Origin of the sequence: Hymenobacter sp., assembly GCF_036387835.1 — a bacterium.
In the GTDB taxonomy this organism is placed as follows: domain Bacteria; phylum Bacteroidota; class Bacteroidia; order Cytophagales; family Hymenobacteraceae; genus Hymenobacter.
Genome location: NZ_DASVSY010000109.1, coordinates 62,483 through 88,472, shown reverse-complemented (window position 1 = coordinate 88,472; position 25,990 = coordinate 62,483). Strand labels below are relative to the sequence as shown.

The window sequence follows — 25,990 nt, the reverse complement described above, 5'->3', positions numbered from 1 at the left end:
GTTGTGAGTTGCCAGTATTGTTTAACTGGCAACTCACAACCGGCAACTGGCAACTGATTAGGCAAACAGAAAGCCCCACCAATCACATAAACTGGCGGGGCTTTCATATTTTATTGTTGTTTGCCGAAGTACTCCGGCAATAAGGTTCTCAGCTTCTAGAAGCCGTTTTCAGTGCCGCTGCTGTACGTGCCGTACTCAGCGCCACGGCCAGTATCGTGCAGGCCGTTCACAGCACCGCGGTATACCGAGTCACTGCTGGAATCCCACTTAGTTGCCTTAGTTGCCTTGCTGCTCTTGCTCTTAGGCTTGTAAGGCGCGTAGATGCTGGACGACTTGGATTTCTTCCCGCGCAACGCCAACCAGCCTATGCCACCGGCGAGCAGGGCACCGGCCGCCACTTTCTGCGTGGTCGAGAGGCTGTTCACTTGCGCTACGGCTTTGTTGCTGAAATCCAGCAATACTTGGGGCAACTGGTTCACGTTTTTCAGCAGTTCCTCCTGGTTCAGCCACGACTTGCGTTGCGTGCTCTCCGGCTGGCTGCTTTCAGCCGTTGAAGCAGAGGCTTCTGGCTGGCTGGTGGTAGTGGCAAATGAGTCGTCGTTGGCAGCGCCTAGCGAGGCAGCGGTGTCCGTGAGGCTATCATTAGCGGAAAGGGAAGAAGCGTCGAGATTTGCTTGATTTTGCTTAGCCATGATTCAAGAGGGGGAAAGGTAAAACAAAGTGAAAGTCCCGCTAATCAGCGGTTTTCGTGCGTGCTTATTCGTTGAAATACCCGTTCGGGTTGCGGTTTGGTTGATATCATTTCCTGCGCGGGCGCTGCTCACAACCCTGCTACGGCTCAGGCAGTAAGCCCAACAGCAGAACGAGCTTCCAACCCATTCCTCTGCTACGACACACGCCCCTGCTCTTTCTGTTACGCTTGTTGATATGCGAAAGATGTCCGAGGTCCTTGCCAGTAAGATTTAAACTTATGGTCGAGGTTACCGCTTTTCCGTTGGCCCATCAGGGATGAGGTGACAGGCGAGGAGGGAATAAGTAAGAGTGGATTTCGCCTAAGAAGCTTGACCACTTCACTGTTCTTCCTCCTTTTTAACCTGTTACCTACTACTAAATCACTTGCCACCTATGCAGCAACGCTTCAAAAACAAAGTATGCCTCGTCACGGGCGCTACATCGGGTATCGGGCGGGCGGTGGCCGTGCAGATGGGCCGGGAAGGCGGCTGCGTCGCCATATTGGGCCGAGATGCCGACGATGGCCGAGAAGTGGTGCGCGAAATAAAAGCAGCCGGCAGTGAAGCCATTTTCGTCAAGGTTGACTTAGGGCGCGATGCCCCTCTGCAAGCCGCTGTGCGTAAAGTGCTGGCCACTTGGGGCCGCATCGATGTGCTGGTTAGCAATGCCGCCGTCATGACTTTCAAGCCGCTACTCAAGCTCGACCCCAAAGATTGGGACCAGGTACTGAACGTGAACCTGCGGGCGCTGTTCCGGCTCTCGCAGCTGTGTTTGCCCCACATGAAGCGCGGTTCCATTGTAGCCGTCAGTTCCGTACACGCCCACCAGACGACCCCCAATGTAGTACCCTACGCCGCCAGCAAAGGCGCCATCGAAGCTTTTGTGCGGGGCTTAAGCCTGGAAATACCGCACACCCACGCCCGCATCAACGCCGTAGCACCCGGTGCCGTCGACACGCCCATGCTTTGGAGCAACCCCAACGTGAAAAGCGGCAAAGAGAAAATCACCGGCCAGGTAGGCACCCCCAACGAGCTAGCCGCAGCCATCTGCTTTATGGCGTCCCCGGAAGCCAGCTTTATCAACGGCACCACCCTCGTAGTAGACGGCGGCCGGTTGGCTTCTCTCTAAGTGAACGAGTAAGTGAGTGAATGAGTTAAGTAGCCTATGTCAGCCGGGAGCCGTGCCATTCGCGCCGTAGGCTACTCCGCTCATTCACTCAGTCACCACCTCACCGGGCTCCTTGGTGCATTTTGGCGGGGTCAGGGAGGGGCTGGCCGCGGGTGTAGAGGGTAGCGTTGAGGATAGCGGCTTCGCGGGCGGCCACTTCAAAGGGGATATTGTAGTAGCCGTGACGCAGCCAGTCAAGGAAGTAGCGGCGCAGGAAACCAAATTTGCCGTGTTCCTGGAACTGCCGGATGTGCTCCATCTCGTGGGCTACCCAGTAAGGATCGTTGAGAAATTCCTCGCGCGTGGCTCCGCTTAAGTGGATCTTATTGCCCAGCACCATGGCTACGCTCCTAGTACCAAGCTTGATTCGTGCAAGCCGAGCAATAGGGGAATTTTCAATGATTACCGGGGACTTCATAGACTAAGGAAAAATGAGGCCGATTATACGTTGAAAACCAGTCAGTTGGTTGCACCAGGTTACGCATCATTTCCAACAATAAGTTGTTTTTAAACAAGAATATTATGCCATTTTGGGTCTTAAACTTGGATAGTTGCCTCTTTTTGGTTTAGCTTTAACCATAGCCCAAGGTAGCACACTGTTACTTTTTAGCTTTTTTGCTGGTTTTATTAGCTCCCTTTTTCACTCCGCTTCTATCGAATAAGAAGTACTTCTCCGGTCCCTTCGGCATACCCCGAACACCTATCTTGCCACCCCACGACGGACAATGAAGCATATTACCCTGTCTTGCCTCGCCGCGGCCTCCATGGCCCTCTCCTTCTTCTTCGAGCATACACCTACCACTGCCAACAATTCCCCTTCGGACCTTATTGTGGCCGAAGCCTCCCTCCTCCCCTCCTTCTTGGGTGAGGAAGACAAAAAGCCTGGCGCCTCTGCCGCCAGCGACTCTGCCGCCTACGACTACTATGGTCAGGCGCTCGGTGTTCATCTCTCACGCACCGAAAACAAAGACTTGCTCCGCACCGTCCTCGACTGGATAGGCACTCCCTACCGCTACGGCAGCAACTCCAAGCAAGGCACTGATTGTTCGGGCTTTGTTACCCGCGTTTACAAAGAAGTATACGGCATCACGCTCCAGCGTAGCTCCCATTCCATGTTCAGCAGCGTGAAGCGCGTCGAGAAGGACGCCATGGAAACCGGCGACCTAGTGTTCTTCCGCCGGGGTCCGGGCCAGCCCATCTACCACGTTGGCATCTATTTGAAAGACGGCAAGTTTGCGCATTCTGCCTGCAATGGCGGTGTCATGGTCAGTTCGCTTGAGCAGCAGTACTATCACCGCAACTTCTACGCGGCAGGTCGCGTTGAGACTGAAACCAACTAACAGCCACCGAAAGCGCCCCTCTTACAAGCCCTGCTCGTATGCGAGCAGGGCTTTTTGTTTGTAACCCACAGTAACATAGCCGATAACTATTTTGCGCTGAAACAGTATAGGCAGGCAACAACAGTCGGGGCTACTTTTACTGCCTCACCTTTCCACCCTCAGTTTTCTTGCACTATGGCTAAGCAAAATCCCCAGGGCGACCAGATAGCTTCGTCGCCTCTCTTCAAGAAGTTTTTGGGCACCGCAGAAGAATATCTCAAACGCCCAACCCGCGTTAAGCAACTGCTGAACGATGCGTACAAAAAAGCCAGCGAGAAGAAGGATATCGGCTCTATTGCCCATGAGGCTTGGGAAACGATGCAAACCCTCTTCCGCTTGATCAGGGCTTCTATTGCCGGCGAGTACACCGGCCTGCCCACCACTACTGTAGTAGCGGCTGTAGCTGTTACCATCTACTTCATGAGCCCCATCGACTTGATTCCGGACTTTATTCCGGTGCTCGGCTTACTCGATGATGTGGCACTGGTTGCCTGGTTCGGCGCCACCATCAAGGAAGAAATGGACAGATTCACGGAGTGGGAAAAAACCCGGCCTGCCGTAATGGAAGTAACGGGGGGCGCTGCCTCCTCCGATAGCTACACCACCGCTACCGACGTAACCCCGTCCACCTCGCGGCCCCCGACGTCCAATACCGACTCCGGCCTAGGCTCACCCGAGAGTAGCCGCCCCGCGTCCAGCCAGCCCATCAGCACGGGCCCGGCCACCCATGATGCCGCCCCACACGCCGACATCCCCGCCAATACCACTGACAGCAGCCGCTACGGCAGCGACACCGGCTTCTCTGGCGGCGACCCAGGCGGAAATGTTCGATAGCGAAGTTTCTGGTTGCTTCTCGCTAATAAATGAGCAGCTAGCAACTATATAAAAGCAAGGGCCCCTGTCCAGCAGACAGGGGCCCTTGCTTTTGTGGTTTTAATAGAGTCTGGCAGCCAGTTGAACATCAACTAGCAACTCACGCTATGCCGCACGGGCATGCGAAACTACGTAGCTCACCAGGTCGCCGACGGTAGCCAAGGGCACTTCGTCGGGAATGGTGATGTGAAAATTGCGCTCTAGCTCAATGATAATATCTACAACATCGACCGTGTCGAAACCCAGCTCGCGGCTGAGGTTGCTACCGATACGCAGGCGCTGCGGCTTAATTGATTTGCGCTTGCTGATGATACGCAGCACTTGCTGCTGAATGGATTTGGAGGCGGGAGTCGTTGATGAAATCATGAGGTTAAACGACAAAGAACAAGGGTATTATAAAAAAGGAGGGCTATTCTTTCTGGGTGGCCCCTCCTCCCGTTCGGGCGAAGGAGTCCGTTGTTGCCAGAAAGGGTTGCAAGCCGTTCCGGAAGAATTTTAAGCCTCCGCCATTACCGGCGGCTTGGGTGCCCGTACCTCGGGGGCATCAGTAGGAGTTTCAGAGTCTTTCTTGAGCCGGAGCTTTAGGCTTTCGCTTAGCAGGTACATTACCGGCACTACCAGCAGGGTAACAGCCGTGGCAAATACCAGACCGAAAATGATCGTCCAGGCTAATGGGCCCCAAAATACCACCGACTCCCCACCAATAAAGAAGTGCGCGTGACCGGAAGCGAACAGCTCGTAGAAGTCGATGTTCAGGCCTATGGCCAGCGGAATCAGCCCCAGCGTGGCGGCCGTAGCCGTCAGGATTACCGGGTTGAGGCGGGTGCGGCCAGCTAGTACAATGGCTTCGCGCAGGGGCATTCCCTGGCTGCGCAGGATGTCGGTGAATTCCACCAGTAGAATACCGTTTTTCACCACAATACCGGCCAGGGCAATAATACCGACGCCCGTCATTACGATACTTACATTCATGCCCGTAATGGCCAGGCCCCAGAACACGCCGGCAATAGAGAACAGCACTTCCGACAGGATGATAACCGGCTTGCTGAACGAGTTAAACTGCGTTACCAGGATCAGGAAGATGAGGGCTAGGGCCCCAAGGCCAGCCAGGGGCAGGAAGTCGGTGGTTTCCTTCTGGTCTTCCTCGGCGCCACCCATTTTGATGGTATAGCCGGCTGGCGTGGGGAAGGCATTGAGTGCCTGTCGTACTTGATCAGCCGTGCCAGGCTCGGAGAAGCCTCTTATTACGTTGGAACTGATGGTGATAATGCGCTTGGTGTCTTTGCGCCGGATACCGCCGTACGTGGAGCCGTAGCTTACCTGGGCAATAGACGAAATAGGCACCTGGCGCACGGCACCGGTAGCGTCGCGGAAGGTCAGCGGGGAGTTGATGATGGCGTCTACATCGTTGCGGTAAGGCTTGGCGTAGCGCACCTGCACGGGGTATTCGTCGTCAGCGGTTTTGAATTTGCTGGCCTCCGAGCCGTAGATGGCAGTGCGCACTTCCACACCAATCTGGCCAGTGCTGATGCCTTCCCGGTTGGCGCGGGTACGGTCGATGTTCACGGCAATTTCGGGGTTGCGGTCTTCCAGGTTGGAGCGCAATGCTTCTACCCCACCGATGTTGAGCGAATCGACGTAGCGGGTTACTTTCTTGCTGAGCTTGGCCAGGGTAGGATAATCGTCGCCGATAACCTCGATGGCAATGGGCTTGGCCTGGGGCGGACCGCTGGCTTCCTGGTCCACCGAAATTTCGGCGCCGGGAATACCCTTTACCACTTCCCGGATTTTATCCATGTAGGTACCGGTAGTTGGGCCGGTCCGGTCGCTTAGCTCTTTGAAAGCCACCGCCACCTTGCCCATGTTCGACATAGCCGTTCCGCTCGATGAGGAAGCGTCGCTGGGGTCGCCGGCCCCGATGGCCACGTTGGTAATCACGGATTCCACGTCGGGGTTTTTGCGGCCAATAACGCCGTAGATGCGGTTCTCCAACACTTTAGTAATGGAGTCGGTTACTTCCACGCGGGTACCCACCGGCATTCTCAGGTAGGTGTAGATAAATTTCGGGTCGCCTTTGGGGAAGAAGTCCACCTTCGGGCTGCGCATACCCACGGCCACAAACGAGCCGATGAAGAGCGCCACTACTCCAATCATTACCAGTGCCGGGTGCCCGATGGCCCAGCGCACCAGGCTGGCGTAGCCGTTCTGGAAGCGCGGCAAGGCGCGCGTCTGGAACCAGGCAATCATCTTCACCAGCACAAACTTATCGAGGGCAATAAAGACCGCCAAGGCCAGGCAGACGTTGCCGATGAAGTGCCCCATCAGGCCGCTGGTTTTGCCATCGGGTCCTACTTCGGGCGTTGCCCCGAAGGCCAGCACGTTGAACAGGATACCCAAGCCAATCAGTACCAGCATCGTAATGAGGAAGCCTTTGGTGGCCTTGGGGCGGCTGTGCAGGTCTTCCTCGAAGTGCTCTTCCCGCTGCATGAAGCTCACGGCAAACACTGGGTTCATGATGAAGGCCACCACCAACGACGACATCAGGGTAATGATGAGCGTAACGGGCAGGTAGTACATGAACGAGCCCACAATGCCGGGCCAGAACATCAGCGGCACGAAGGGCGCCACCGTGGTCAGGGTACCGGCCAGAACCGGCACGAATACTTCGCCGGCCGCGAACTTAGCAGCCTTCTCGGTGCTCAGCTCGGGGTGCTCGTGCAGCAGACGGTGGGTGTTCTCGATAACTACAATGGCGTCGTCGACCACAATACCTAGCGCCAGCAGGAAGGCGAAGAGCACAATCATGTTCAGCGAGAAGTCGAAGCCTGGGATGATGAGGAAGGCCAGGAACATCGAAATCGGCACCGACAAACCCACGAACATAGCGTTGGTGGTGCCCATGAAGAACAGCAGAATGGCCGTTACCAGCAGAAAGCCGATAACGATGGTGTTGATCAGGTCATGAAGCGTTACGCGGGTGTCGTTGGAGGTGTCGCCGGTTACGGTCACCTTCAAGTCGCGGGGCAGCGTCTTTTCCGACTCGGCAATGAGAGCCTTGATCTTATCGGAGGCATCAATCAGGTTTTCACCCTGGCGCTTTACCACGTTCAGGGTAATGGCGGGCTTGCCATCGAGGCGGGCGTACGATTCCCGGTCCTTGAAGCCGTCAACAACAGTGGCAATGTCGCCGAGGCGCACGGCCGAGCCGTTGAGGTTCTTCACCTGGATATCGGCAATGTCTTCGGCGCGCACATACTGGCCAGCCACGCGCACGGCCCGCTTCTGGGAACCCACGTCAATGGAGCCACCCGAAATGGTCACGTTTTCGCGGGCAATGGCGTTGCTGATGTCGGAGAAGCCGAGGCGTGAAGCGCGCAGCTTGTTCAGGTCCACGTCCACGTTTACTTGCTGGTCCAGCGCACCCACAATATCCACGCGGGTAATTTCGGGCAGGGCCTCAATCTTATCCTGGAAGTCGTCGGCGTACTTTTTGAGTTGCACAGCCGGCAGGTTGCCGCTCAGGTTCACGAACATGATGGGCTGCTCCGAGATGTTGATTTCCTTTACCGTGGGCGGCGAAGGCAAATCATTGGGCAGCTCGGGCGCGGCCTTGTCCACGGCATCCTTCACCAGCTGCTTGGCATACTGCACGTCTACCCCCGAGTTGAACTCGATGTCAACGATACAGTAGTCCTGGTTGGAGGTGGAGTTGATTTTCTTGACCCCGTTCACGCTCTTCAGCTCCTTTTCGAGCTGGCGCGTCACCAGGTTCTCGATGTCGGCGGGGGAGGTGCCAGGGTAGATGGTAGCCACGATGATACGCGGAATCACGATGTCGGGGAATTTTTCTTTGCCCAACTTGATGTAGGCAAAAATCCCCGCCACGCACAGCAGCACCGTGATAATATAAATGCTGGTTTTGTTGTTGATGGACCAACTGGTCGGCCCAAATTCTTTTTCTAAATCTTGCATGTTGGAAGGAGCTAGGAGTTAGAAGCTAGGAGTTGGAGTCGGCCACTAGTCTGGCGCGCATTGTCTTGCTATAGGAATCCAGCAGACGACTCACTTCATTCGCTTATTCAGTTATCAAATGCGTATCCGCATAACCCAAGTCTTTAGCTAGTATGAAGTAGTACTGCACCTCTTCTAAAGAGCCTTCTGCTATATTGAAAAACCTGATTTTATCTTTTAGGCCTCTTCTGCGGAAGCCTTCGGCCACGTTGGCGGGGACAGATACAGCAGCACGGCGCAGCTGAGAAGTCAAGGCAAAAAGCTCATGCTTAGGAAACGTATCGGTCAGCCAGTACACCGCCAGAACCAACTGATGGGCTTTCTGCCACACCAGCAATTCCTGAAAGCTCCTGGCTGTTCCCCGTTGATTTTCCATAAACTCCTAGCTCCTAACTCCTAGCTTCTTTACTTACAGCGTCACCAATTGGCCTTCGTTCAGGGTCTGGTAACCGGCCGAGATTACCTGGTCACCGGCCTGAAGGCCGCTGGTTACTTCCACCTTGCCATTGTAGGTCTGGCCGGTCTGGATAACACGCTTGGTGGCTACTTTCTTGCCACCTTTCTCATTCACTACCAGCACGTAGCTGTTCTGTTCATCCTTCTGCACCAAGTCCACGGGCAGCACGGTAGCATTCTGGCGGTCGTAGTTCTGGATGCGCACGTTGGCCACCATGTTCGGACGAAGCTGGCCGGCCTTATTACCGCTCAGGCGCAATTCGGTGGTGAAGGTGCGACTGGTGGGGTTGATGGTGCTGGACACCACGCGCACCGTAGCAGGCAGTTCCTCGTTGCCTAGATCCGGGATGGTTACCAGTGCTTTATCACCGGCTTTGATGCGTGAAGCATAGGCTTCCGATACATCGGCCAGAATTTTGCCGGTGCCGCTGCTGCTGATAAGCTTCACCACGGGGGCACCAGGCGCTACGGTTTCACCTAACTTAGGCAGTACCTCATCCACGGTACCCGAAAACGGAGCCACTACCGTGTACAGGGCGCGCTGCTGGTTAAGCGACGCCAGGTTGCGCTGCAGGGCTTGGTAATTGTTTTTGGCTTGCAGATACTGAATTTCGGTGCCGATCTGCTGTTGCCAGAGGCGGTCCTGCTTTTCGTAAATCACGCGGGCCAAATCCATGCGGGTGCGCAGCTCGGCAATATTGGCGTCGAGAATATTGGCATCTACGGTAGCCAGCGTCTGGCCTTTGCTCACCCGGTCGCCGCGTTGCACCCGCACGCTGGTGAGCGTGCCAGCAGCACGGGCCGCCACGTTGGCATTCTGGTCGAAATCAACACGCCCCTGCAGTTCCAGATAGCTCTTAAAGCTTTCGGGAGCCACCTTAATTACTGATACGGGCGTTGTCTGGGCAACTGCACCTTCGGCTTTAGTACCGGTCTTGGCTTCCAGCTCGGCAATTTTAGCCTGGTTGGCGGCTTGCTCTTTTTTTAGTTCAGCAAGTTCGGCCGTCGGATCTTTCTGCTGGCCACAGGCAGTTAAAAGCCACAAACCGTAAGCTGCAAGCTGCAAGTTTCGGGATACAAACGAAGTAGTGAAATAAGAACGAATCATGGCGGAGTAAGCTCAATGGGCTACTAGCCCAGATTATTTATTTGTGAAAAGCTTGAAGCTTGCGGCTTATAGCTTATTTCTGGTACAGTGTACCGGCCGCCTTATCGAAGTCTACCTTGGCTACCAGCGCATCGTAGAGCGACGAGTAGTAGTTGGTTTGGGCTTGGCGCAGGTCGGTTTCGGCGGTAATCACCTCTAAGTTCGAACCAACGCCTTCCTGAAACTTGATTTTAGCTACGCGGGCCACATTGGTAGCCAAATCCAGGTTAGCTTTCTGGTTGGCGAGTATATCCAAGGTGTTTTGCAGAGTGGTTTCGCCTTGGCGGCGCTCCAAGTCGATGCCTTGCTGCAACGTGGTGAAACCCTTGTTGATCTGCTCTAGCGCCAACTGGCCCTGCTGAATAGAGTACTTCTTCCGGAAACCGTCGAAGATGGGGATGTTCAGCGCCAGGCCCACGTTGCCGAACCCGAACCAGTTCTGGTTGAGAATAGGCCGGCCGCTTGGCGATAGGGTGGTGGAATTTGGCCCCCGGAATTCAAGGAGGCTACCTAACCGGTTGGCGGAGCCCAAGAAACCGTAGGCAGCCGTCAGGTTGAGGGTAGGCAGATAGCCGGCGCGGCGGTTGCGAATATCGAGTACGGCCAAATCGCGCTGGGTTTCGAGCACCGAGTACTCGATCCGCTTGCTGTAGTCGAACTCACTGCCGGCGCTCTTTAGTTTGTCGCGCTCGGCGTCGAGCACGGCCGCGTCTAGGGCGTCGGTTAGGGTCACGCCCTGGCGCTGGTCGAGGCCCATTTGGAACTTAAGGAGCGCCACGCTCAGGTCAATCAGGCGCTGGGCGTTTTGCGCTTCTATCCGCAGGTTGTTTACCTGCACCTGCAACCGGTCAACATCCAACTTTTCGGCGAAGCCTTGCTTGAAGGTTTGCTGCGTCTGGTAGAGAAGTGTATCGAGGCGCTGCACATTGCGGTCAAGCAAGTTGAGCCGCTCCCGAGCCACTAGGCTGCTATAGTAAGCTTTCGAAACCTGCTCCACTACATCCACCTCGCTTTGAACCGTCTGCTTCACCGAAAGCTGCTCATACACTTTAGCCGCCTTCAGGCCCAACAGATACGAGCCGTTGAAGAGCTGCTGCGAAAGCGAAGCCGAGGTGTTGCCGGCGTATTGCAAGCCAAAAGCAAACGGCTGTGGGCCTAGCGACTCAACTTCCGTGTAATTGGGCGCCAGCACCACTGTTTGGCCGTTGTTGACAGAAGCCAATTGCTGAGGTGAGAGAGTTGCGCCATTCAGCGTGCCCGGTCCGCCCGCAAAAGCCCCGAAATCAACCAGTGACTTCTGCAGCTTGAAGTTGTCGGTGAGGGCTGCGTTGGCATTGATCTGGGGCAGGCCAGTGGCTTTAATTTCACCGACCCGCGCTTTGGCTATTTTCTCGTTTAGGCGCTGGCTTTGCAGCGTCGATTTGTTCTGCAGGGCGTAGTCGATGGCCTGCTGCAGCGTCAGGTTCAGGGGGGCGCTGTTGGCCACAGGCTGGCCGGTAGAGGGCGTCTGGGCTAGCAGCGGCGGCAAGCTTAATAGGCTCGCTCCGGCTGCCAAGAGTAACGAGCGGAAGCGTGTTCTCATTTCTTTAACAGAGGAAAGGAAGGTGCGCGGCATTATTCTTCTTCCGTCACCTGACGGTATTGGTTGATTAGTTTGTGCCCTTTGAGCGTGGCAACGCCCAACATAAAGTGCTCGAGGGTAGTGAGCGAGACCCGTTGCAGATCGAAGGTGCGCGGCGGGAAAATCTGGGGGTTGAAGGCCATTTCGATTTCCGCAAGGCGCAGGCGCGCCAGTACGTCTACATCAAGGTCGGCGCGGTAGAGGCCTTCTGCCACACCCCGCCGGAGGTTATCGGTTATCTGTTCGAGGATATAGTTGTTTTTATGTTCCAGCCAGAGCTGCCAGGAAGCGGGATAGTATTTCTGTAGATCATGAAAAATGCTGGGGTGCATGTCGGTGAATTGACTCTTCATCCAGTCCATCATCGTAAACAGCTCGTGGATGGCCGACTCGGACCCGCCGATTAGTGTTTCGCATTCGCTCTGAGTTTGGCAGAGGTGATGGCGCAAGACGCCTTCTACTATCTGGTCTTTGTTCTCAAACCATTTGTAGAGCGTCTTCTTCGACATGCTGAGGTGAGTAGCAATGTCGTCCATCGATATACTCTTAATCCCCCGGTGGGTGAACAGCTCGCGCGCTGCTGATAAGATGCGGTCTTTTATTTCCATGGTTGCTTCTGGCCCCAAAGGTACGCAGGAAACTTTCGATGTTTCCTAAGTTTCCATTACTTTTTTAGTATCAATTCTTGGAGCCAGATAGTTCCCTTCTCTGCCACTGACGTTTACCACCCCGTTTTACTTTGGCGAAACGCGTATATTTTTTGATTTGCCTAAATGGTGTGGTTGTTCGACTTGTCCTGGGAGCTTTACTAGAGCCATTGTTCCTTACACAACCAATACCATCAAGCCCCTGCTCTAAGTGGTTATTGAACGACCTGTCACCTAGTTCGATGACGACGCTCAACGATGCGCGGAGCGCAGGCTTCGCGCTACAGGCTTCGTTGATTAGTGGTTTCTGTAAAGCCCCGCGGGCAAGTTAATTGACCACGCTGCTTCGATAGTCTCGGGCAGCTTGTGGTATTTAGTCGGCGGCGGGCTGCGTACCTTCGCGGCTTCACCTGCTATTTTCGCTCCTAATGAAAATCCGGACCGGCTTCGGCTACGATGTTCACCAGTTGCAGGAGGGCCTCCCCTTCTGGCTAGGCGGCATTCAGATTCCGCATACCCACGGCGCCCTCGGCCATTCCGATGCCGACGTGCTTATTCACGTCATCTGCGACGCGCTGCTAGGCGCGGCCAACCTGCGCGACATCGGCTTCCACTTCCCCGACACCGATCCGCAGTACAAGGGCATCGACAGCAAGCGGCTGTTGGCCGAGGTAGTGCGCCTGCTCGATGAGCGGGGCTACACTATTTCCAACATCGACTCCACCGTGTGCCTGGAAGCGCCCAAAGTAAACCCGCACATCCCGGAAATGCAGCGGGTGCTGGCTGAGGTGATGCACATCGAGTTAAACGACGTCAGCATCAAAGCCACCACCACCGAAAAGTTAGGCTTTGTCGGCCGCCGCGAAGGCGTGGCCGCTTACGCCTCCGTCCTCATCATGCAACCCTAAAAGTGAACTTGTGAGTTTGTGAAATGTGAGTTAACGTTTCTCTGAACTGAACTGCTCAGCCGGAACATCGCCCTCCCTTTCACAACCTCACAACTTCACAACTTCACCCTTACACATGCATAAATCACCTCTCCTGACCTGGCTGCTGGTGGCGGGGCTTTCGGTTTCGGCCGTGGCTCAGCAGGCACCCGAGAAAGTAAAAATCAAAAAGAAGAAAGGCAAGGATAAAACCGAAGCCACGGCCACGCCGGCGCCAGTCGCTGAGCCAGCTCCCGCCACCCAAATAGATTTGGCCGGCCAATACGGGCAGACTATCACGCAGGAAGACTTGCGCAAGCACCTCACCGTGCTGGCCTCCGACGCCTACGAAGGCCGCGAAACCGGCGAGAAAGGCCAGAAGATGGCTGCCGACTACCTAAGCCAGCAATTCAAGGAACTAGGCCTAACCGGGCCGGTACAAGGCTCCGATAACCCTTATTTGCAGCACTTCACGATGGAGCGCAGCACCTGGGCCGAAGGCGGCACGATGAAAGTAGGCGGCCAGACCTATAAATGGTTGGTTGACTTCTACGCCCTAGGCGCCTCGCCTTTCCAGCAGGAAACTACCGTGCAGCCCCTATTCATGGGCTACGGTATCGAGCAGGATGGCTACTCCGACTACGCCGGCAAAGATGTGAAAGGCAAAGACTTGGTGATCTTGCTCGACGAACCTATTTCGGCCGATGGCAAGCCGCTGCTTGGCAAAGATGGCGCCAACAGCAAGTGGGGCACCGATTACCGGGCCAAGGCGGCCCTGGCCACCGAAAAAGGTGCCCGGTCGGTGTTCTTCGTGGACTTCAACCCCAACAGCAACTTCAGCAAATCGTTGGGTCGGGTGTCGCAGTACGTGAACCGGCCGAGCATTTCGTTTAAGGATGCCAAGCCGGGCACGCGCCGGTCGTCGTTTTTCGTGTCGCCGGCGGTGGGCTATAAGCTGCTGGGCTCGAATGCTGCGGCCGTGACCAAGTATCTGGCCAGTGTCAACCAAGCCGGCAAGCCGGTGGCCAGTCCGTTCAAGCCCACGAAATTTGTGGTGAAAGCGCCCAAAAAGGTGGAGGACTTTACCACCGAAAACGTGATGGGCTACCTGGAAGGCACCGATAAGAAAGACGAAGTAGTGGTACTATCGGCGCACTACGACCACATTGGCATAACAGGCGGCGAGGTAAACAACGGCGCCGACGACGACGGCTCGGGCACGGTAACGGTACTGGAAATGGCGCAGGCTTTCGTGAAAGCCAAAGCCGAAGGCCACGGCCCGCGCCGCAGCCTGCTGTTCTTAACCGTAACGGGCGAGGAGAAGGGTCTGCTCGGCTCGGAGTACTACACCGACCACCCCATTTTCCCGCTGGCCGCCACCGTAGCCGACCTTAATACCGACATGGTAGGCCGTACCGACAAAGACCACGAAGGCAAAGCTGACTACGTCTACGTCATCGGCTCCGACAAGCTTTCGTCGGAGCTACACGAAATCGTGCTCAATGCCAACGCGCAGTACACGAAAATGGACCTGGACTTCCGATTCAACGACCCCGAAGATCCGAACCGCTTCTACTACCGCTCCGACCACTATAATTTCGCCAAGCATAAAATCCCGGTAGCCTTCTTCTTCAACGGCGTCCACGACGACTACCACGGGCCGGGCGACGAAGTCGAGAAAATAGAGTTTCCAAAAATGGAGAAACGCGCCCGCCTCGTGTTCCACGCCGCCTGGGAAGTAGCCAACCGCGACTCGCGGATAGTGGTGGACTCGAACAAGAAGTAACTGCTAAGATCAGCGCGACATCCCTCAAGTAGGCCGTTGTCATTCCGACGCAGGAGGAATCTGCGTACAATCGTTGAACAGGCTGACTCAGATTCCTCCTGCGTCGGAATGATAATGGCGTGCTGGTTGGCATACTACTTAGTTAACTGAAACTCGTTGCTGAGCAGCGGACGTTAACAATAACCCTCGTTTGTGGCAGAACGCAAGCAAGTCTTGGGTGACGGCCGCGGACGAGGGTTTTATGTAGTAGCTGGTGCTGGCTTCCGCCACCTTTAGCACGACCAGCTCGCGGCGCCAGAAACTTTCAGGTTCGAAATCCACTTGCAGAATGTCGGAATAGGTGTAGTATTGCGTGGTCAGTATCTTTATAGTCCAGTGAGCCGGGTAAAGCACCAGACGACTGCCAAGGTCGTTTTTGGAGTAGCCCGGCAGCAGCCCAAACAGCCGAAACGAACTCGTAATTGCCTCTACCGCGACGGTGAAACCTTCGGGCGGTAGCAATACTGGAATGCGAGTGTAGGCCATGTTGGGCTCGATTAAGTACATTGCAATAGTAAATAAGTGCATTACCATGATAGCCACGAAATCCAGCCAGTTTCAGCTCGACAGCGAAAAGAAGGCCTTCGACTTAGAGCACCGTCGTAAAATCCGCTTCAATATTGGGAAGTATAATGCGGCGGTAAGCACTGGCCTGGCCTTCTACCAAGACCACGAGCTGGCGCGGGAACGCGCTTCGTACTTGAAGTCTACGGTTATCAACAACTTGCACGAGTACCTGCTGGAGTTCGAGCGCAACTTTACGGCGCGGGGCGGCAAGGTAATTTGGGCACAGGATGCCGACGAAGCATTGCGCGAAATCGGGAAGATTATGGCCCGGCGCAAGGCCAAAACCGTGGTGAAAGCCAAGAGCATGACCACCGAGGAAATTCACCTCAACCATTTCCTGGAGAAAAACGGCATTGAGTCGGTGGAAACGGACCTGGGCGAGTTTATCGTGCAGTTGAACGGGGAGCGGCCCTACCACATCGTGACGCCGGCCATGCACCTGAGCAAGCTGGACATTGCCAACATCTTCGTCAAGCACCTGGGCATCGAGTACACCGATGATGCCCAAAAGCTGGTGCTCACGGCGCGCCATTTGCTGCGCAGCAAGTACACCTCGGCCGAAGTAGGCATCACGGGCGGCAACTTCCTGATTGCGGATACCGGCGCCGTAGCCGTAACCGAAAACGAAGGCAACGCCCGGTTATCGGCTACTTTTCCGCGCACCCACATTGCTATTGTCGGCATCGAGAAAGTGATTCCGAAGCTCGATGATCTGGCGCTGTTCTGGCCGCTGCTCAGCACCAGCGGCACCGGCCAGCAAGTGACGGTGTACAACACCATCTACACCGGTCCGCGCCAGCCCCTGGAAAAAGACGGCCCCGATGAAATGATTGTGGTATTGCTCGACAACGGCCGCACCAATCTGCTGGCCCAGCCGGCCCAGCGCGAGTCGTTGAACTGCATCCGCTGCGGCGCCTGCCTCAACATCTGCCCGGTGTACAAGAACATCGGCGGCCACACCTACGAAACCACGTATTCCGGCCCCATTGGCTCGGTGATTTCGCCCCACCTGGCGGGCCTCGCCGAAAACAAGCACCTCAGCTACGCTTCCTCACTGTGCGGCGCCTGCACCTCGGTGTGCCCGGTGAAAATCCCGATTCATAACCTGCTGCTCCAAAACCGGCAGCAAACCGTACGGGAAGGCATCACCGACCGGGAAGAGCGCACAGCTATTCGGTTGTGGCTGGTGGCCATGAAAAACCGCCGCTTGTTGGATCTGCTGCCCGCCCGCGCCAAAAACTGGGTGCTGCTGCGCTTGCTCAGCCAAGTAGGCTGGAGCAAGCGCCGCGACGCGCTGGAAGTGGCGCCGAAGTCGTTTAAGCAGCTTTGGAAAACGCGGAAATAGGTTGCCAAAGCTGGGCAATTCCAACTTATTAGCTTGAATCACAGTAAAAAGGCAGCTCCAATTAGCTGCCTTTTTATTTGCTTATGCTAGAACTTGTGCCGCGGATACTAGCTTTTGCGGCTGGCGTCATTCTAATTCTTATCACTCTATCTGCCGCAATCCGCTCGTTTGTGTTGCCCCGCAACGAAGTAGTTAAGCTGAACGGCTACGTGTTTCAAGGCTTGCGCCTTGTTTTCAACTGGGCTGCTTCTACCCGTTCCACTTTCGGTTTGCGCGACCGGGTACAGGCCCATTATGCCCCCGTGGCCTTGGTGGCGCTACCCATTGTATGGCTGGCAGTAATTTCGGGCGGCTACACGCTCATTTACTGGGGGCTGTACGAAGGCTCCTGGCTGGAATGCTACCAGCTTAGTGGTAGTTCGCTGCTCACCCTTGGCACCCACAAAACGCGCGGCCCCATCATTACGGGGTTCACTTTTGCAGAAGCTACTATGGGCTTGTTGCTGATGACCCTGCTCATCTCGTATCTGCCCACAATCTATCAGGCTTTCTCGCGGCGCGAAATTGTGGTTTCGCGCCTGGAACTGCGTGCCGGCACTCCCCCTTCGGCCTGCGCTCTGCTGCAGTGGCTCAACCGCAGCGGCTCCCTGCACGACGACGCCAGCCAGTGGGAGCTATGGGAGGAATGGTTTGTGGAAATCGAGGAAAGCCATACCTCCTTGCCCATCTTATCGTTTTTTCGCTCGCCGCAGCCGGGCCGCTCCTGGGTAACCACCGCGGCCTTAATTCTGGACACGGCGTCTTTGATATTCAGTTCCGTTGACGACAAGCGCGACCCGCAGATGGAAGTAACCTTTAAAGCGGGTTGTTTGGCAGTTAACCGGGTATACCGCTTTTTCGACGAGGGCTTGGAAGTTGAGCCCTCTAAAATCCTTCCCGACAACGACCCGGTGGAAGACCCTGGCCGCGCCGACTTCGACAAAGCCTACGACGACCTGCAAGAAGCCGGCTTGGCCATGCACCCCGCGCGCGACGAGGCTTGGAAGCAGTACCGCGAGCTGCGCGGCCGTTATGCCACCGCGCTAGAGTTTTTAGGCAAGCTGACGATGGCCCCGGAAGTGAAGTCGGTGTAGCTCTACCACCAACCACTCTTATCAGTGGCTGTTACCTACTGTCCCTCATCGGGCAAAATCTGCACGTCCTGCACCAGCACCATCTTCTCGATTTCACGGCCGCGGGGCGTGTTAGCCAGGCCCCCGAGGGCCGTTTCCTTGTAACGGGTTTCCATGCTCTGCCCCACTTCGCCTAGTGCCGCTACGCACTGATCGACGGGTATTACGGGGTCGATGCCGGCAATAGCTATTTGGGCCGAGGAAAAAGCAATGGCCGCCGCCGAGGCGTTGCGCACTACGCAGGGCACTTCTACCAGCCCCGCCACCGGGTCGCAGATTAGCCCGAGCATGCACTGAATAGTAACCGCCACCGCTGCAAACGTCTGCTCGACAGAGCCGCCGAGGCAGTATACAATAGCCCCACTGCCCATAGCCGCCGCCGAGCCAGTTTCGGCCTGGCAACCGCCTACCGCCCCGGCCAGTGAAGCATTCTGCTCGATAATAAGCGCGATGCCTGCTGCCACCAGCAGCCCTTCCAGAATAGCACGGTCGGACAGGTGGTGGAGTTCCTGAAGCGTGACGAGCACGCCGGGCAAGATGCCAGAGGCGCCCGCCGTGGGGGCCGCCACTACCCGGCCCATGCACGAATTCACTTCCTTGGCCCCAAAGGCCCGGGTAATCAGGTTTTTGAACTCCGGCGACAAAACCGTGACCGGTGAAGCGGCAATCTTTTTCGCACCGTTGTTGATCATGCCTGAGCGAGAAGTCATGTCCTGCGTGAGGCCAGTCTGCACGGCGTCGCGCATTACGTCGTAGGCGCGCTGCAAGCCCGTCCATATTTCCTCTTCCGTACGGCCCTTCTGCTCGATTTCATAGGCCAGCACGGGCTGGTAAAGCGGTTCGCCCGTGGCGGCGCAATGTGCACGCCAGGAAGCAAAATCAGTGAAGAGCAGGGACATGGTGGGTGGGGTTTAGGAGCGAAAGGAATAGCTACAGTAGATTGAAACGCAGCCTGGCAAATCAGAGTGCCGCAACGACAGGTGAAGTTCGTTAATTCCGCGGCTTTGCTAACTCTCTCCTGTTTGGAAGCCTGAGTTACTCGGTTTTCGTCTGGCTCTTATTCTCTAAACAGGCACATCTTACTGTATCTCATTTAAAATAAAGCGGCCGGTTACTCACTAAAGTAGCCGGCCGCTTTCCTTATGCGGTAATTAACTGCTTGCTATTGTACTTCCAGCTTGGTTTGCTGAGTCTGATTGCCCATCTGCAAGCGCACTACATACAGCCCGGCCGCCAAGGTTGAAACGGGAAGCTGCACCGTGTGTGTGCCCGCCGCCTGAATGGCTTTGGGGGCAACCAATGCTACTTGGCGACCCATCAGGTCAACTACCTCCACCGTAGCCTGACCAGCAGTTGGCAACTCATAGCGCACTGTAGCGGCAGCAGCGGCCGGATTAGGCGCTACCGTGAGAGCAGCATTCAGCTTACCGGCCGACCGGTTGCTGGCAACTTGTGCGTACGTAAGAATTAAACGCTGCTCATTCCGATAACTCGTGCCACTCCAGGTTTGCAGCGTAAGAATTGAAGGATTGTCAAGCGCGTCGTAGGTGTAGGTAGCCTGCAGATAGTTTTGCCAGGCGTTGTTGTCCCACGCCTCGGTCGTTAGGGTTGTGGCCTTGCCTTGGCTGTCGTATTGGAGCGTTTGGCGGTTGGAGTTGAGGTACGTGGTGCCATCCGTTGAAGCTATCTGGATAACAGCCTGTTCTACCGCTCCGGTAGCGTTAGTGGAATACCCGTAGGTTACTTTTTGCACCTTTTCCCAACCACCCGAGCCATCCGAAGCTTGCACTTCGTACTCCACCCGCTGACCTTGGGCATTGTATGTGAAGATGCGCCGGCCTGTAGTCTCATAACTACCTGACAAACTAACTTCTTCGAGTACTTGCGCCACTAAGTTATTGGTGCCGTAGGTGTGCGTGTTGCGCTGAAGCTCTTCCCAAGCACTGTTGAGGTTAGCGAAGGTTTTTTCCTCGGCAACCTGATCAGCAGCATTGTAAGCAATTGCCTTAGCCAGAATAGCTTGCCCTGCAACTCCAGATTGATAGGAGATGACAGTGTCGCTTAAAAGCTTGCCCGTGGTCGTATAGCGCCGCCGGGTAGCCTGCACCGGCGTCCAGGCACTACCACTCCACCGGTCGTAGCGTATAGTGCCGGGCAAGTCGGCATACATGCCAGAGTAGCGTGAATACACGTCGCGGCTATAATCAGTCCAGCTAGTGCCATTGTTGGCAGCATTCTGAACAAGCGCTTGTTGCAGCTGCGAAACCACCAAACGAGAGGCCGTAGGCGCCGACAAGCTAGTGGTAGTAGTAGGCCATTTCCCGGCCTGTAGCACCTCTGTGAGAGATTGGGCCCGCGTGCTGATAGTTAGCATCAGGGCAGCACCAATAAAGGGTAAAGATTTAACCATGTGAAGAATAAATAAAGAAATAAAGCCTGTCTGGAAGTAGAAAAAGCAGACAAATGTATAGTTTAAAATTGCACTTTTATAGGTGTCGCAAAAAAATTCCCGTTACCAGTTCTTCTCTCGAAGGACCAGCAACGGGAACACAAAATATCCGTGGAATAATCTAGCGTCTTATGCCGTTTGCGGCTCACTCACCAGCTTAATACTGGCCGAGTTGATGCACAAACGCAATCCGCTAGGGGCAGGGCCGTCGGGGAAGGCGTGGCCTTGGTGGGCGTCGCAGACGTTGCAAAGCACTTCCACGCGAACCATTCCGTAGCTGGTATCTTTCTTGTACCGAATTGCATTTTCGTCGACTGGCTGCGTGAAGCTCGGCCAGCCGGTACCCGACTCGAATTTAGTACGCGAGTCGTAGAGCGGGGTGCCGCAGCAGATGCAGGCGTAGAGGCCCGCTTCGTGGGCTTCGCAGTACTCGCCGGTGAAGGCCCGCTCAGTACCGTGTTGCCGCGTGACGTGGTATTGCTCGGAGGTGAGCTGCGCTTTCCACTCGGCATCGGTTTTCTCGATGCGGCGCGGCGAGGGCAGCGGGTGGTTGGCAAGGCGGATAACGTCGTTCCAGGTTTGCATATGCGGTTGGTTTTGGGTCAGTAGGTTAGGCGTGTTTCAAGCAAAACGCAAACACAGCAGTGGAAGTTTACGCTGCCCCGTTGGGGTTAACCGAAGCCGCTGGCTGTTCCTACAAATCCTCATGCTCGCCTAGCTTTTCGATGCTGAATTGCTGCCAATGCTGCCGCGCGAATGCCAGAAAAGCAGGCGGCGCCGTCTCAAATTCCGCTTCGGTTTGGTAGTAGCCCTCTGTGTTATCTTGCTCGCGCTGGGCGGCGCTGAGTTTGTTTAAGCAACAGGGATTGCGCGGCTGCCGCTGTTGGGCCGGAACGGAATCGTACTGCACGAGAGAAGCGCCACGTAGTGCGTACTTGGCGGTTCCGGCCCGCATAATCAGCTTCAGGTCGGCCCCGCTTATGTCGCCCCGGCAGGCCAGAGCGTACACCAGTGTGGTCTCGGTGCGGCCATTGTGGTCGAGGTCGGTGATGGCGGTGCTGCCGGGCTGCAGGCGCAGGGTCATGTCGAGGGGGCAGTCCGTAACGGCATCTTGCAGGCGCCATAGCTCGCTGTAAGGGCTTTGCCCCGGCAGACGCACATATTGCCGGGCCGTGAGACGGGCCGTTCGCTCGAAATCCTGCCTGTCTTGCACCTCGCTGGAGTCGGGCGGCGGGGAGCTCCGCTGCTGCTGCAATGAGGACACTGTGCGAAACACGACCAGCATATTTTCTCCGTTCGCGTCCGTCCAGCGCCACGCTTCCAGCAATTGGCCGGGTAAGCGCAGCGCAACGGGTAGGCTGGTTGGTGCTACGGCTTGCGGGGTGATAGAGCTAGGGCTATCTGCCACAGGTGCACTCGTCGCCGGAACCTCAGTAGCTTGGGGCGGCGCAGTACGGGCCGTGGTTTCGGCGGGCTTGTCGGTGCAAGCGGCCACGGCAAGCAGCAAACCCATTGCAAACTTATGCATGTGCGAAGTGGAATAAGACAGCAAACGGCTCGTACGATATCTTTCCAACACAAGCTATTCGTATTCTTTCAGAAAGCAGGTGAACGTGGTGCCTACATCGGGCGTGCTTTCGACTTGAATGCGGCCTCCGTTTTTTTGCACGATGTTGTTAACCAAATGCAGCCCGATTCCTTTGCCTTCGGCTTGGCTGGTCAGGCGGGAAAACGGCATAAAGAGCTTGTGTCGTAGGTTGGGCAGGTCGATGCCAATGCCGTTGTCTTGAAAAGACACCACCGAATAGTCGCCCTCCGTCCAGGCCTTTACCCGCACCACCAACGGGCGCTGACCCGCCCGATACTTGAAGGCGTTGCCGAGTATGTTGCGAAAAATGCTTAGCAAGTAGCTGCGGATATACCTGATTTCGGTTAGTTCGGTAAAGTCAGCTTCCATGACTGCATCCGCTGCTTTGGTGGCCAGCTCGGCCGCTACTTCGGCATATACCTCCTGGAGGCAGAGTTGATGCGCTACCACTTTGTAGGTGCTTTGCACCTCCAGCACTTCCACCAAATCGGCAATGGTAGTTTCCAGTTGCCTCACCGACAATAGCATATGCTCCATCAGTAGCTGGCTGTCGTGGTCGTGCGGACGTTCCAGCAAGAGATTGGTAAGTACACTTAGGTTGTCGACGGGGGCCCGGAGGTCGTGCGCGACGGTGTACACAAAGTTTTCGAGGTGCCCGGTGGCCCGGGTGAGGGCCTCGTGCTGCTGGCTTATTTGCTGACGAGAACGGACCAGCTCGTCTTTGGTCACCTCGTGGGCCGTTGCGTCGCGGACTATTGAAAGCAAAGACACCAAACAGTTATCGGGTGCTATTTCGGGCACTACTTCCACTTGATACTGCTGGCCCGCCACGTGCAGGTATTCGGGCACCAAAACCCGGACACGGGTACGCTGCACTTGCTGCAAGGCCTGCTCCCAAAGCGCTACGGCTTCGTTTTGCTCCACTACTTCGGCAATCGTCTTGCCTACTATCGCTCCGCTACTGCAACCCAATAGCTGTTCGAATCCACCGTTGACAAACGTGATTTTAAAGCTGCCCGGCGCGTACCGGGCAATGGCGTCGGGCAACGCGTTAAGAACAGAGTGGCAAGTAGAATCCATAGGGGCCAAGCAACGCCGGAAAGCACTGCGGACAACGAATGATAACCGGGCTGACGCAGGCCTTTTTTACCTTTTACTTCGAGTCCGAAAGTTTATGATAATTAGGTAAATCATTGATAAAAAGCCAATAGTGCACTATCTCAGCAATACTTAAAGAGTATTTGACGAAGTTCATTGACTTGATAATGTAGCTGTTTGCCCCCAATTGGTAGGCCTCTTGCATTTGGGCGGCCGAAGTGGAAACAGTGATTACTACCACCGGTACGGCTTTGGTCCGCGGGTCCGATTTAAGCACTTCCAGCACCTGCATGCCTTTGATTTTCGGCAAATCCATGTCGAGCAGGATCAGCAGAGGCAGCTGGTACGTTTGGTTGTCGTACGTATCGCGGCGCAACAGATAGTCGAGGGCTTCTTCGCCGTTGCGGAGGTGATAATACTCCAGGGAAGGCATTTTGGCCTTCAGGGCGCGAAAGGTTAGCTCGGCGTCGTGGGCACTGTCTTCGATAAGCAGTATTTCAGGATGAGACGGCAACATAGAACGCAGCACGCAGTTTGGTAAATCAGTGAATTTAAAGGAGCTCTGATGCAACAAAGTAAACTCCTTGGGCTGTGGTCACGTTTTTCACCCTTTACCTAAGATTCGCTTACTTTCCTTACGCAAACCGTACGCACTCGAGCGAGCGTGACGGACAAGCCCTTGTATGCAGCAGATTTCTCTCATCAGAAAAAAAATATACCTAAGCTTCTTACTGGCGGCTTTGCTGCTGGTAACAACCGGCTATTTCTATAGCCGCAGCAACAGCCGCTATATCAGCACGGTACTGCAGGTGCAGCAGGCGCAGCGCCTGATCAATCAGCTGGAAACTGTTTTATCTTTAACCAAAGATACTGAAACTGGCGAAAGAGGCTACGTCATTACCCGCCAGGAACGGTTCCTGGAGCCCTACAACGTCGCTTTGGGTAGCCTGCAGCAGGAGCTAGTCGTGCTGGAAAACCTCACGAAATCAACACCCTACCAGGCAGCGCGGCTGCCGCGGCTGCGCCGTCTGATCGACCGTGAAACAGGCTTTCTGAACAAAACCATCCGGCTGGTACGGGCCGGGCAACTGGAGGCCGCTGCGCAGCTGGTGGCCGGGGGCGAAGGCAAGCGCCTGTTGGATGCCATTCGGCAGTTGGTAGGCCAGATGCAAACCTATGAGCAAAAAAAGCTGGCGCTCCTCCTGAGGCAGGTTGAAACCGAGGCGCGGCTCAACAACCGCGTGAACCTGGTAGGCTTGGTAGTGTTGGTGAGCCTGTTTGGAGTAGCGGCCTACACCATTGTGCGCGACCTGAGGCGCCAGCAGCAACTAAAGCGGGAATTGGTGCTGAAGAACGAGGCGTTAGCTGAATTGTCGGGCGAGCAGCGTCGCTTGCTCGACCAGCTCTACGAAGCGCAGGAAATTGCGCAGGTAGGCAGCTTCGACCTGGATGCAAACGGCATGTTCACTGGCACGCCAGAGCTTTACCACATTTATGGCTGGAACTTGGCGCTGGCCGGGCAGCCAACCAGCATCAGCATCCTAAGCGAGGCCCTGCACCCCAGCGACCGGACTAAAGTGTTTAACGCCGTAGCAACCTCATTTCGCCAATCTGTTCCTTACGAAACGCAGCAACGCATTTGCCTGCCCGACGGGACGCAGAAGTACCTGTTGGCGCGAGGCAAACCCACGCTTGTAGGGAGCGTAATGCACCTGCAAGGCACCGTGATGGATGTTACGGAACGCCAGCGCAACGAGCAGCAGCTGCAAGCCCTAAACCAAAGCCTGCAAACTACCAACAACGAGCTATCGGCGGCGCTGGAAGACTTATCGGCCGCCAGCCGGCAAATTCAGCAGTACAGCACCGAGCTAGAGCAAAAAAACCAGGACCTCGAAGCATTTTCCTACTCCGTTTCGCACGACCTCAAAACGCCGTTGCGCTCGGTGCTGTCGTTTGGGGGCATTCTGGAAGAAGAATACGCCTTAACGCTGGACGAGGAAGGGCGGCGCCTTCTAACCATTATTCTTAGCAGTGCCCGCTCCATGCACGAGCTGATTGAGGCCTTGTTGCAGTTTTCGCGGTTGGGCCGTACGGCCGTGCGCAAGGAAATAGTGGACCTGGACCGACTCGTACGGACGATGGCGACGGAAATGACGGCGGCGGACAGGCCGGGGCAGGTGCAACTGGCTATTGCGCCCCTCGGCACGGCGTGGGTTGACCGCCAGCTCATCCGGCAGGTATGGTTCAACCTGCTGAGCAACGCCATTAAATTTTCGGCGGGCCAGCCAGCGGCGCTTATCACCGTTGCCTGTCATCATCAGGGGCTGGATACCGTATATTCGGTTGCCGACAATGGCGTAGGCTTTGCTGCACACTACGCCACCGAGTTGTTCGGGGTATTCAAGCGGCTGCATTCGGCCGAAGGATTTCCGGGTACGGGCGTAGGCTTGGCTATTTGTCAGCGCATTGTGACCAACCACGGCGGACGCATATGGGCCGAAAGCCAGGAGGGCCAGGGGGCTACCTTCTATTTTACCCTTCCTTCCAACCCCGCGCAAGCTTAAGCTTCAATGGATAACATCGACATTTTGCACGTCGAGGACGACCCGCACTGCGTGGAGCTCGTGCAACGCGCCCTGCGCAAGCTGACGCAGCCGCTGGACTATGTTTCGATACCCACCGGGGAAGCGGCGCTAACTTTTCTGGCGAGCTTGACCCGGCCGCCCCGCCTGCTGCTGCTAGACCTGCGGCTGCCCAAGACCAGCGGCCTGCAAGTGCTCGAAGCCCTACGAGGCAGCGAAAAAAACCGGGGCTTGCCCGTGGTGGTGTTTACAACCTCGCAAGAACCCCGCGACGTGGAAAAGTCTTACCAGCTAGGCGCCAACAGCTACATCATCAAGCCGTTGGAGTACCGGGACTTTCTGGCGGCCGTGCAAGAGCTAGTGAATTACTGGCTTACGCTTAATCATCAGGACTAAGGTTGCTGG

At 55.9% G+C, this 25,990-nt stretch carries 23 protein-coding genes and 1 pseudogene; 9 read left to right on the top strand and 15 right to left on the bottom strand.

What is annotated here, in order from left to right; translation table 11 throughout:
* Positions 1-155 precede the first annotated feature (155 nt).
* Positions 156-692: a hypothetical protein gene (locus VF639_RS21185; protein WP_331147944.1), complete on the bottom strand. Its 537-nt coding sequence runs from the start codon at positions 690-692 to the stop codon at positions 156-158.
* Positions 693-1,125: 433 nt separating this feature from the next.
* Between VF639_RS21185 and VF639_RS21180 the strand changes: the two genes are divergently transcribed.
* Entirely contained in the window at positions 1,126-1,860 is a 735-nt protein-coding gene (locus VF639_RS21180) for an SDR family NAD(P)-dependent oxidoreductase (RefSeq protein WP_331147943.1), read from the top strand.
* 100 nt (positions 1,861-1,960) lie between these two features.
* Here VF639_RS21180 and VF639_RS21175 read toward each other — a convergent pair whose 3' ends face one another.
* The gene (locus VF639_RS21175; RefSeq protein WP_331147942.1) at positions 1,961-2,317 is read right to left on the bottom strand and encodes a hypothetical protein; all 357 of its coding nucleotides are present in this window, start codon (positions 2,315-2,317) and stop codon (positions 1,961-1,963) included.
* A 307-nt stretch (positions 2,318-2,624) separates the two neighbouring features.
* On the opposite strand from VF639_RS21175, the gene VF639_RS21170 reads away from it, so the two are divergent.
* Positions 2,625-3,239 carry a C40 family peptidase gene (locus VF639_RS21170; protein WP_331147941.1) on the top strand — a complete coding sequence of 205 codons (615 nt, stop codon included), beginning with the start codon at positions 2,625-2,627 and terminating at the stop codon, positions 3,237-3,239.
* Positions 3,240-3,653: 414 nt separating this feature from the next.
* Positions 3,654-3,767 (top strand): annotated as a pseudogene (locus tag VF639_RS25435) (YkvA family protein); the annotation flags it as partial.
* Positions 3,768-4,256: 489 nt separating this feature from the next.
* On the opposite strand, the gene VF639_RS21160 reads toward VF639_RS25435, so the two are convergent.
* The 6 genes from VF639_RS21160 to VF639_RS21135 form a co-directional block, all read right to left on the bottom strand.
* On the bottom strand, positions 4,257-4,532 hold the full coding sequence (locus VF639_RS21160) for an acyl carrier protein (protein ID WP_331147940.1): 276 nt from the start codon (positions 4,530-4,532) through the stop codon (positions 4,257-4,259).
* Positions 4,533-4,646: 114 nt separating this feature from the next.
* Positions 4,647-8,123 carry an efflux RND transporter permease subunit gene (locus tag VF639_RS21155; RefSeq protein ID WP_331147939.1) on the bottom strand — a complete coding sequence of 1,159 codons (3,477 nt, stop codon included), beginning with the start codon at positions 8,121-8,123 and terminating at the stop codon, positions 4,647-4,649.
* A 103-nt stretch (positions 8,124-8,226) separates the two neighbouring features.
* Positions 8,227-8,538, bottom strand: a complete 312-nt coding sequence (locus tag VF639_RS21150) for a four helix bundle protein (RefSeq protein WP_331147938.1) — start codon at positions 8,536-8,538, stop codon at positions 8,227-8,229.
* Positions 8,539-8,571: 33 nt separating this feature from the next.
* Positions 8,572-9,726: an efflux RND transporter periplasmic adaptor subunit gene (locus VF639_RS21145; RefSeq protein ID WP_331147937.1), complete on the bottom strand. Its 1,155-nt coding sequence runs from the start codon at positions 9,724-9,726 to the stop codon at positions 8,572-8,574.
* Between the two features lie 73 nt (positions 9,727-9,799).
* Positions 9,800-11,347 carry a TolC family protein gene (locus VF639_RS21140; RefSeq protein WP_331147936.1) on the bottom strand — a complete coding sequence of 516 codons (1,548 nt, stop codon included), beginning with the start codon at positions 11,345-11,347 and terminating at the stop codon, positions 9,800-9,802.
* 32 nt (positions 11,348-11,379) lie between these two features.
* Entirely contained in the window at positions 11,380-11,994 is a 615-nt protein-coding gene (locus VF639_RS21135; RefSeq protein WP_331147935.1) for a TetR/AcrR family transcriptional regulator, read from the bottom strand.
* Positions 11,995-12,461: 467 nt separating this feature from the next.
* On the opposite strand from VF639_RS21135, the gene ispF reads away from it, so the two are divergent.
* Both ispF and VF639_RS21125 read left to right on the top strand, forming a co-directional pair.
* The gene (gene ispF / locus VF639_RS21130) at positions 12,462-12,941 is read left to right on the top strand and encodes a 2-C-methyl-D-erythritol 2,4-cyclodiphosphate synthase (RefSeq protein WP_331147934.1); all 480 of its coding nucleotides are present in this window, start codon (positions 12,462-12,464) and stop codon (positions 12,939-12,941) included.
* Between the two features lie 115 nt (positions 12,942-13,056).
* On the top strand, positions 13,057-14,745 hold the full coding sequence (locus VF639_RS21125; protein ID WP_331147933.1) for a M28 family peptidase: 1,689 nt from the start codon (positions 13,057-13,059) through the stop codon (positions 14,743-14,745).
* 138 nt (positions 14,746-14,883) lie between these two features.
* Here VF639_RS21125 and VF639_RS21120 read toward each other — a convergent pair whose 3' ends face one another.
* Entirely contained in the window at positions 14,884-15,291 is a 408-nt protein-coding gene (locus tag VF639_RS21120; RefSeq protein WP_331147932.1) for a hypothetical protein, read from the bottom strand.
* A gap of 25 nt (positions 15,292-15,316) precedes the next feature.
* Between VF639_RS21120 and VF639_RS21115 the strand changes: the two genes are divergently transcribed.
* Together VF639_RS21115 and VF639_RS21110 are read left to right on the top strand one after the other, a co-directional pair.
* Positions 15,317-16,696 (top strand): LutB/LldF family L-lactate oxidation iron-sulfur protein, encoded by a 1,380-nt coding sequence (locus VF639_RS21115; protein WP_331147931.1) that lies wholly within the window; start codon positions 15,317-15,319, stop codon positions 16,694-16,696.
* Between the two features lie 83 nt (positions 16,697-16,779).
* The gene (locus tag VF639_RS21110; protein ID WP_331147930.1) at positions 16,780-17,829 is read left to right on the top strand and encodes a hypothetical protein; all 1,050 of its coding nucleotides are present in this window, start codon (positions 16,780-16,782) and stop codon (positions 17,827-17,829) included.
* 35 nt (positions 17,830-17,864) lie between these two features.
* Here the strand turns inward: VF639_RS21110 and sdaAA are convergent, their stop codons facing one another.
* The 6 genes from sdaAA to VF639_RS21080 form a co-directional block, all read right to left on the bottom strand.
* Positions 17,865-18,767: an L-serine ammonia-lyase, iron-sulfur-dependent, subunit alpha gene (gene sdaAA, locus VF639_RS21105; protein ID WP_331147929.1), complete on the bottom strand. Its 903-nt coding sequence runs from the start codon at positions 18,765-18,767 to the stop codon at positions 17,865-17,867.
* 263 nt (positions 18,768-19,030) lie between these two features.
* Positions 19,031-20,278 (bottom strand): T9SS type A sorting domain-containing protein, encoded by a 1,248-nt coding sequence (locus tag VF639_RS21100; protein WP_331147928.1) that lies wholly within the window; start codon positions 20,276-20,278, stop codon positions 19,031-19,033.
* A 168-nt stretch (positions 20,279-20,446) separates the two neighbouring features.
* Positions 20,447-20,902, bottom strand: coding sequence for a peptide-methionine (R)-S-oxide reductase MsrB (gene msrB, locus VF639_RS21095; RefSeq protein WP_331147927.1), 456 nt, complete (start codon positions 20,900-20,902; stop codon positions 20,447-20,449).
* 109 nt (positions 20,903-21,011) lie between these two features.
* Entirely contained in the window at positions 21,012-21,845 is an 834-nt protein-coding gene (locus VF639_RS21090) for a M949_RS01915 family surface polysaccharide biosynthesis protein (protein ID WP_331147926.1), read from the bottom strand.
* Between the two features lie 54 nt (positions 21,846-21,899).
* A complete protein-coding gene (locus VF639_RS21085) occupies positions 21,900-22,985 on the bottom strand; it encodes a PAS domain-containing sensor histidine kinase (RefSeq protein WP_331147925.1) in 1,086 nt (361 codons plus the stop codon).
* A 73-nt stretch (positions 22,986-23,058) separates the two neighbouring features.
* The gene (locus VF639_RS21080; RefSeq protein ID WP_331147924.1) at positions 23,059-23,520 is read right to left on the bottom strand and encodes a response regulator; all 462 of its coding nucleotides are present in this window, start codon (positions 23,518-23,520) and stop codon (positions 23,059-23,061) included.
* A 166-nt stretch (positions 23,521-23,686) separates the two neighbouring features.
* Here VF639_RS21080 and VF639_RS21075 point away from each other — a divergent pair, with 166 nt between their 5' ends.
* On the top strand, positions 23,687-25,567 hold the full coding sequence (locus tag VF639_RS21075) for a sensor histidine kinase (protein WP_331147923.1): 1,881 nt from the start codon (positions 23,687-23,689) through the stop codon (positions 25,565-25,567).
* Positions 25,568-25,573: 6 nt separating this feature from the next.
* The gene (locus VF639_RS21070; RefSeq protein ID WP_331147922.1) at positions 25,574-25,981 is read left to right on the top strand and encodes a response regulator; all 408 of its coding nucleotides are present in this window, start codon (positions 25,574-25,576) and stop codon (positions 25,979-25,981) included.
* Positions 25,982-25,990 lie beyond the last annotated feature (9 nt).

Excerpts from the sequence above, each read along its gene's own strand:
- msrB (WP_331147927.1), bottom strand. The coding sequence starts at position 20,902 with ATGCAAACCTGGAACGACGTTATCCGCCTTGCCAACCACCCGCTGCCC.
- VF639_RS21185 (WP_331147944.1), bottom strand. The coding sequence starts at position 692 with ATGGCTAAGCAAAATCAAGCAAATCTCGACGCTTCTTCCCTTTCCGCT.
- VF639_RS21080 (WP_331147924.1), bottom strand. The coding sequence starts at position 23,520 with ATGTTGCCGTCTCATCCTGAAATACTGCTTATCGAAGACAGTGCCCAC.
- VF639_RS21070 (WP_331147922.1), top strand. The coding sequence starts at position 25,574 with ATGGATAACATCGACATTTTGCACGTCGAGGACGACCCGCACTGCGTG.
- VF639_RS21145 (WP_331147937.1), bottom strand. The coding sequence starts at position 9,726 with ATGATTCGTTCTTATTTCACTACTTCGTTTGTATCCCGAAACTTGCAG.
- VF639_RS21150 (WP_331147938.1), bottom strand. The coding sequence starts at position 8,538 with ATGGAAAATCAACGGGGAACAGCCAGGAGCTTTCAGGAATTGCTGGTG.
- VF639_RS21075 (WP_331147923.1), top strand. The coding sequence starts at position 23,687 with ATGCAGCAGATTTCTCTCATCAGAAAAAAAATATACCTAAGCTTCTTA.
- VF639_RS21090 (WP_331147926.1), bottom strand. The coding sequence starts at position 21,845 with ATGCATAAGTTTGCAATGGGTTTGCTGCTTGCCGTGGCCGCTTGCACC.
- VF639_RS21125 (WP_331147933.1), top strand. The coding sequence starts at position 13,057 with ATGCATAAATCACCTCTCCTGACCTGGCTGCTGGTGGCGGGGCTTTCG.
- VF639_RS21110 (WP_331147930.1), top strand. The coding sequence starts at position 16,780 with ATGCTAGAACTTGTGCCGCGGATACTAGCTTTTGCGGCTGGCGTCATT.
- sdaAA (WP_331147929.1), bottom strand. The coding sequence starts at position 18,767 with ATGTCCCTGCTCTTCACTGATTTTGCTTCCTGGCGTGCACATTGCGCC.
- VF639_RS21175 (WP_331147942.1), bottom strand. The coding sequence starts at position 2,317 with ATGAAGTCCCCGGTAATCATTGAAAATTCCCCTATTGCTCGGCTTGCA.
- VF639_RS21115 (WP_331147931.1), top strand. The coding sequence starts at position 15,317 with ATGATAGCCACGAAATCCAGCCAGTTTCAGCTCGACAGCGAAAAGAAG.
- VF639_RS21140 (WP_331147936.1), bottom strand. The coding sequence starts at position 11,347 with ATGAGAACACGCTTCCGCTCGTTACTCTTGGCAGCCGGAGCGAGCCTA.
- VF639_RS21135 (WP_331147935.1), bottom strand. The coding sequence starts at position 11,994 with ATGGAAATAAAAGACCGCATCTTATCAGCAGCGCGCGAGCTGTTCACC.
- VF639_RS21180 (WP_331147943.1), top strand. The coding sequence starts at position 1,126 with ATGCAGCAACGCTTCAAAAACAAAGTATGCCTCGTCACGGGCGCTACA.
- VF639_RS21155 (WP_331147939.1), bottom strand. The coding sequence starts at position 8,123 with ATGCAAGATTTAGAAAAAGAATTTGGGCCGACCAGTTGGTCCATCAAC.
- VF639_RS21170 (WP_331147941.1), top strand. The coding sequence starts at position 2,625 with ATGAAGCATATTACCCTGTCTTGCCTCGCCGCGGCCTCCATGGCCCTC.
- ispF (WP_331147934.1), top strand. The coding sequence starts at position 12,462 with ATGAAAATCCGGACCGGCTTCGGCTACGATGTTCACCAGTTGCAGGAG.
- VF639_RS21085 (WP_331147925.1), bottom strand. The coding sequence starts at position 22,985 with ATGGATTCTACTTGCCACTCTGTTCTTAACGCGTTGCCCGACGCCATT.
- VF639_RS21100 (WP_331147928.1), bottom strand. The coding sequence starts at position 20,278 with ATGGTTAAATCTTTACCCTTTATTGGTGCTGCCCTGATGCTAACTATC.
- VF639_RS21120 (WP_331147932.1), bottom strand. The coding sequence starts at position 15,291 with ATGTACTTAATCGAGCCCAACATGGCCTACACTCGCATTCCAGTATTG.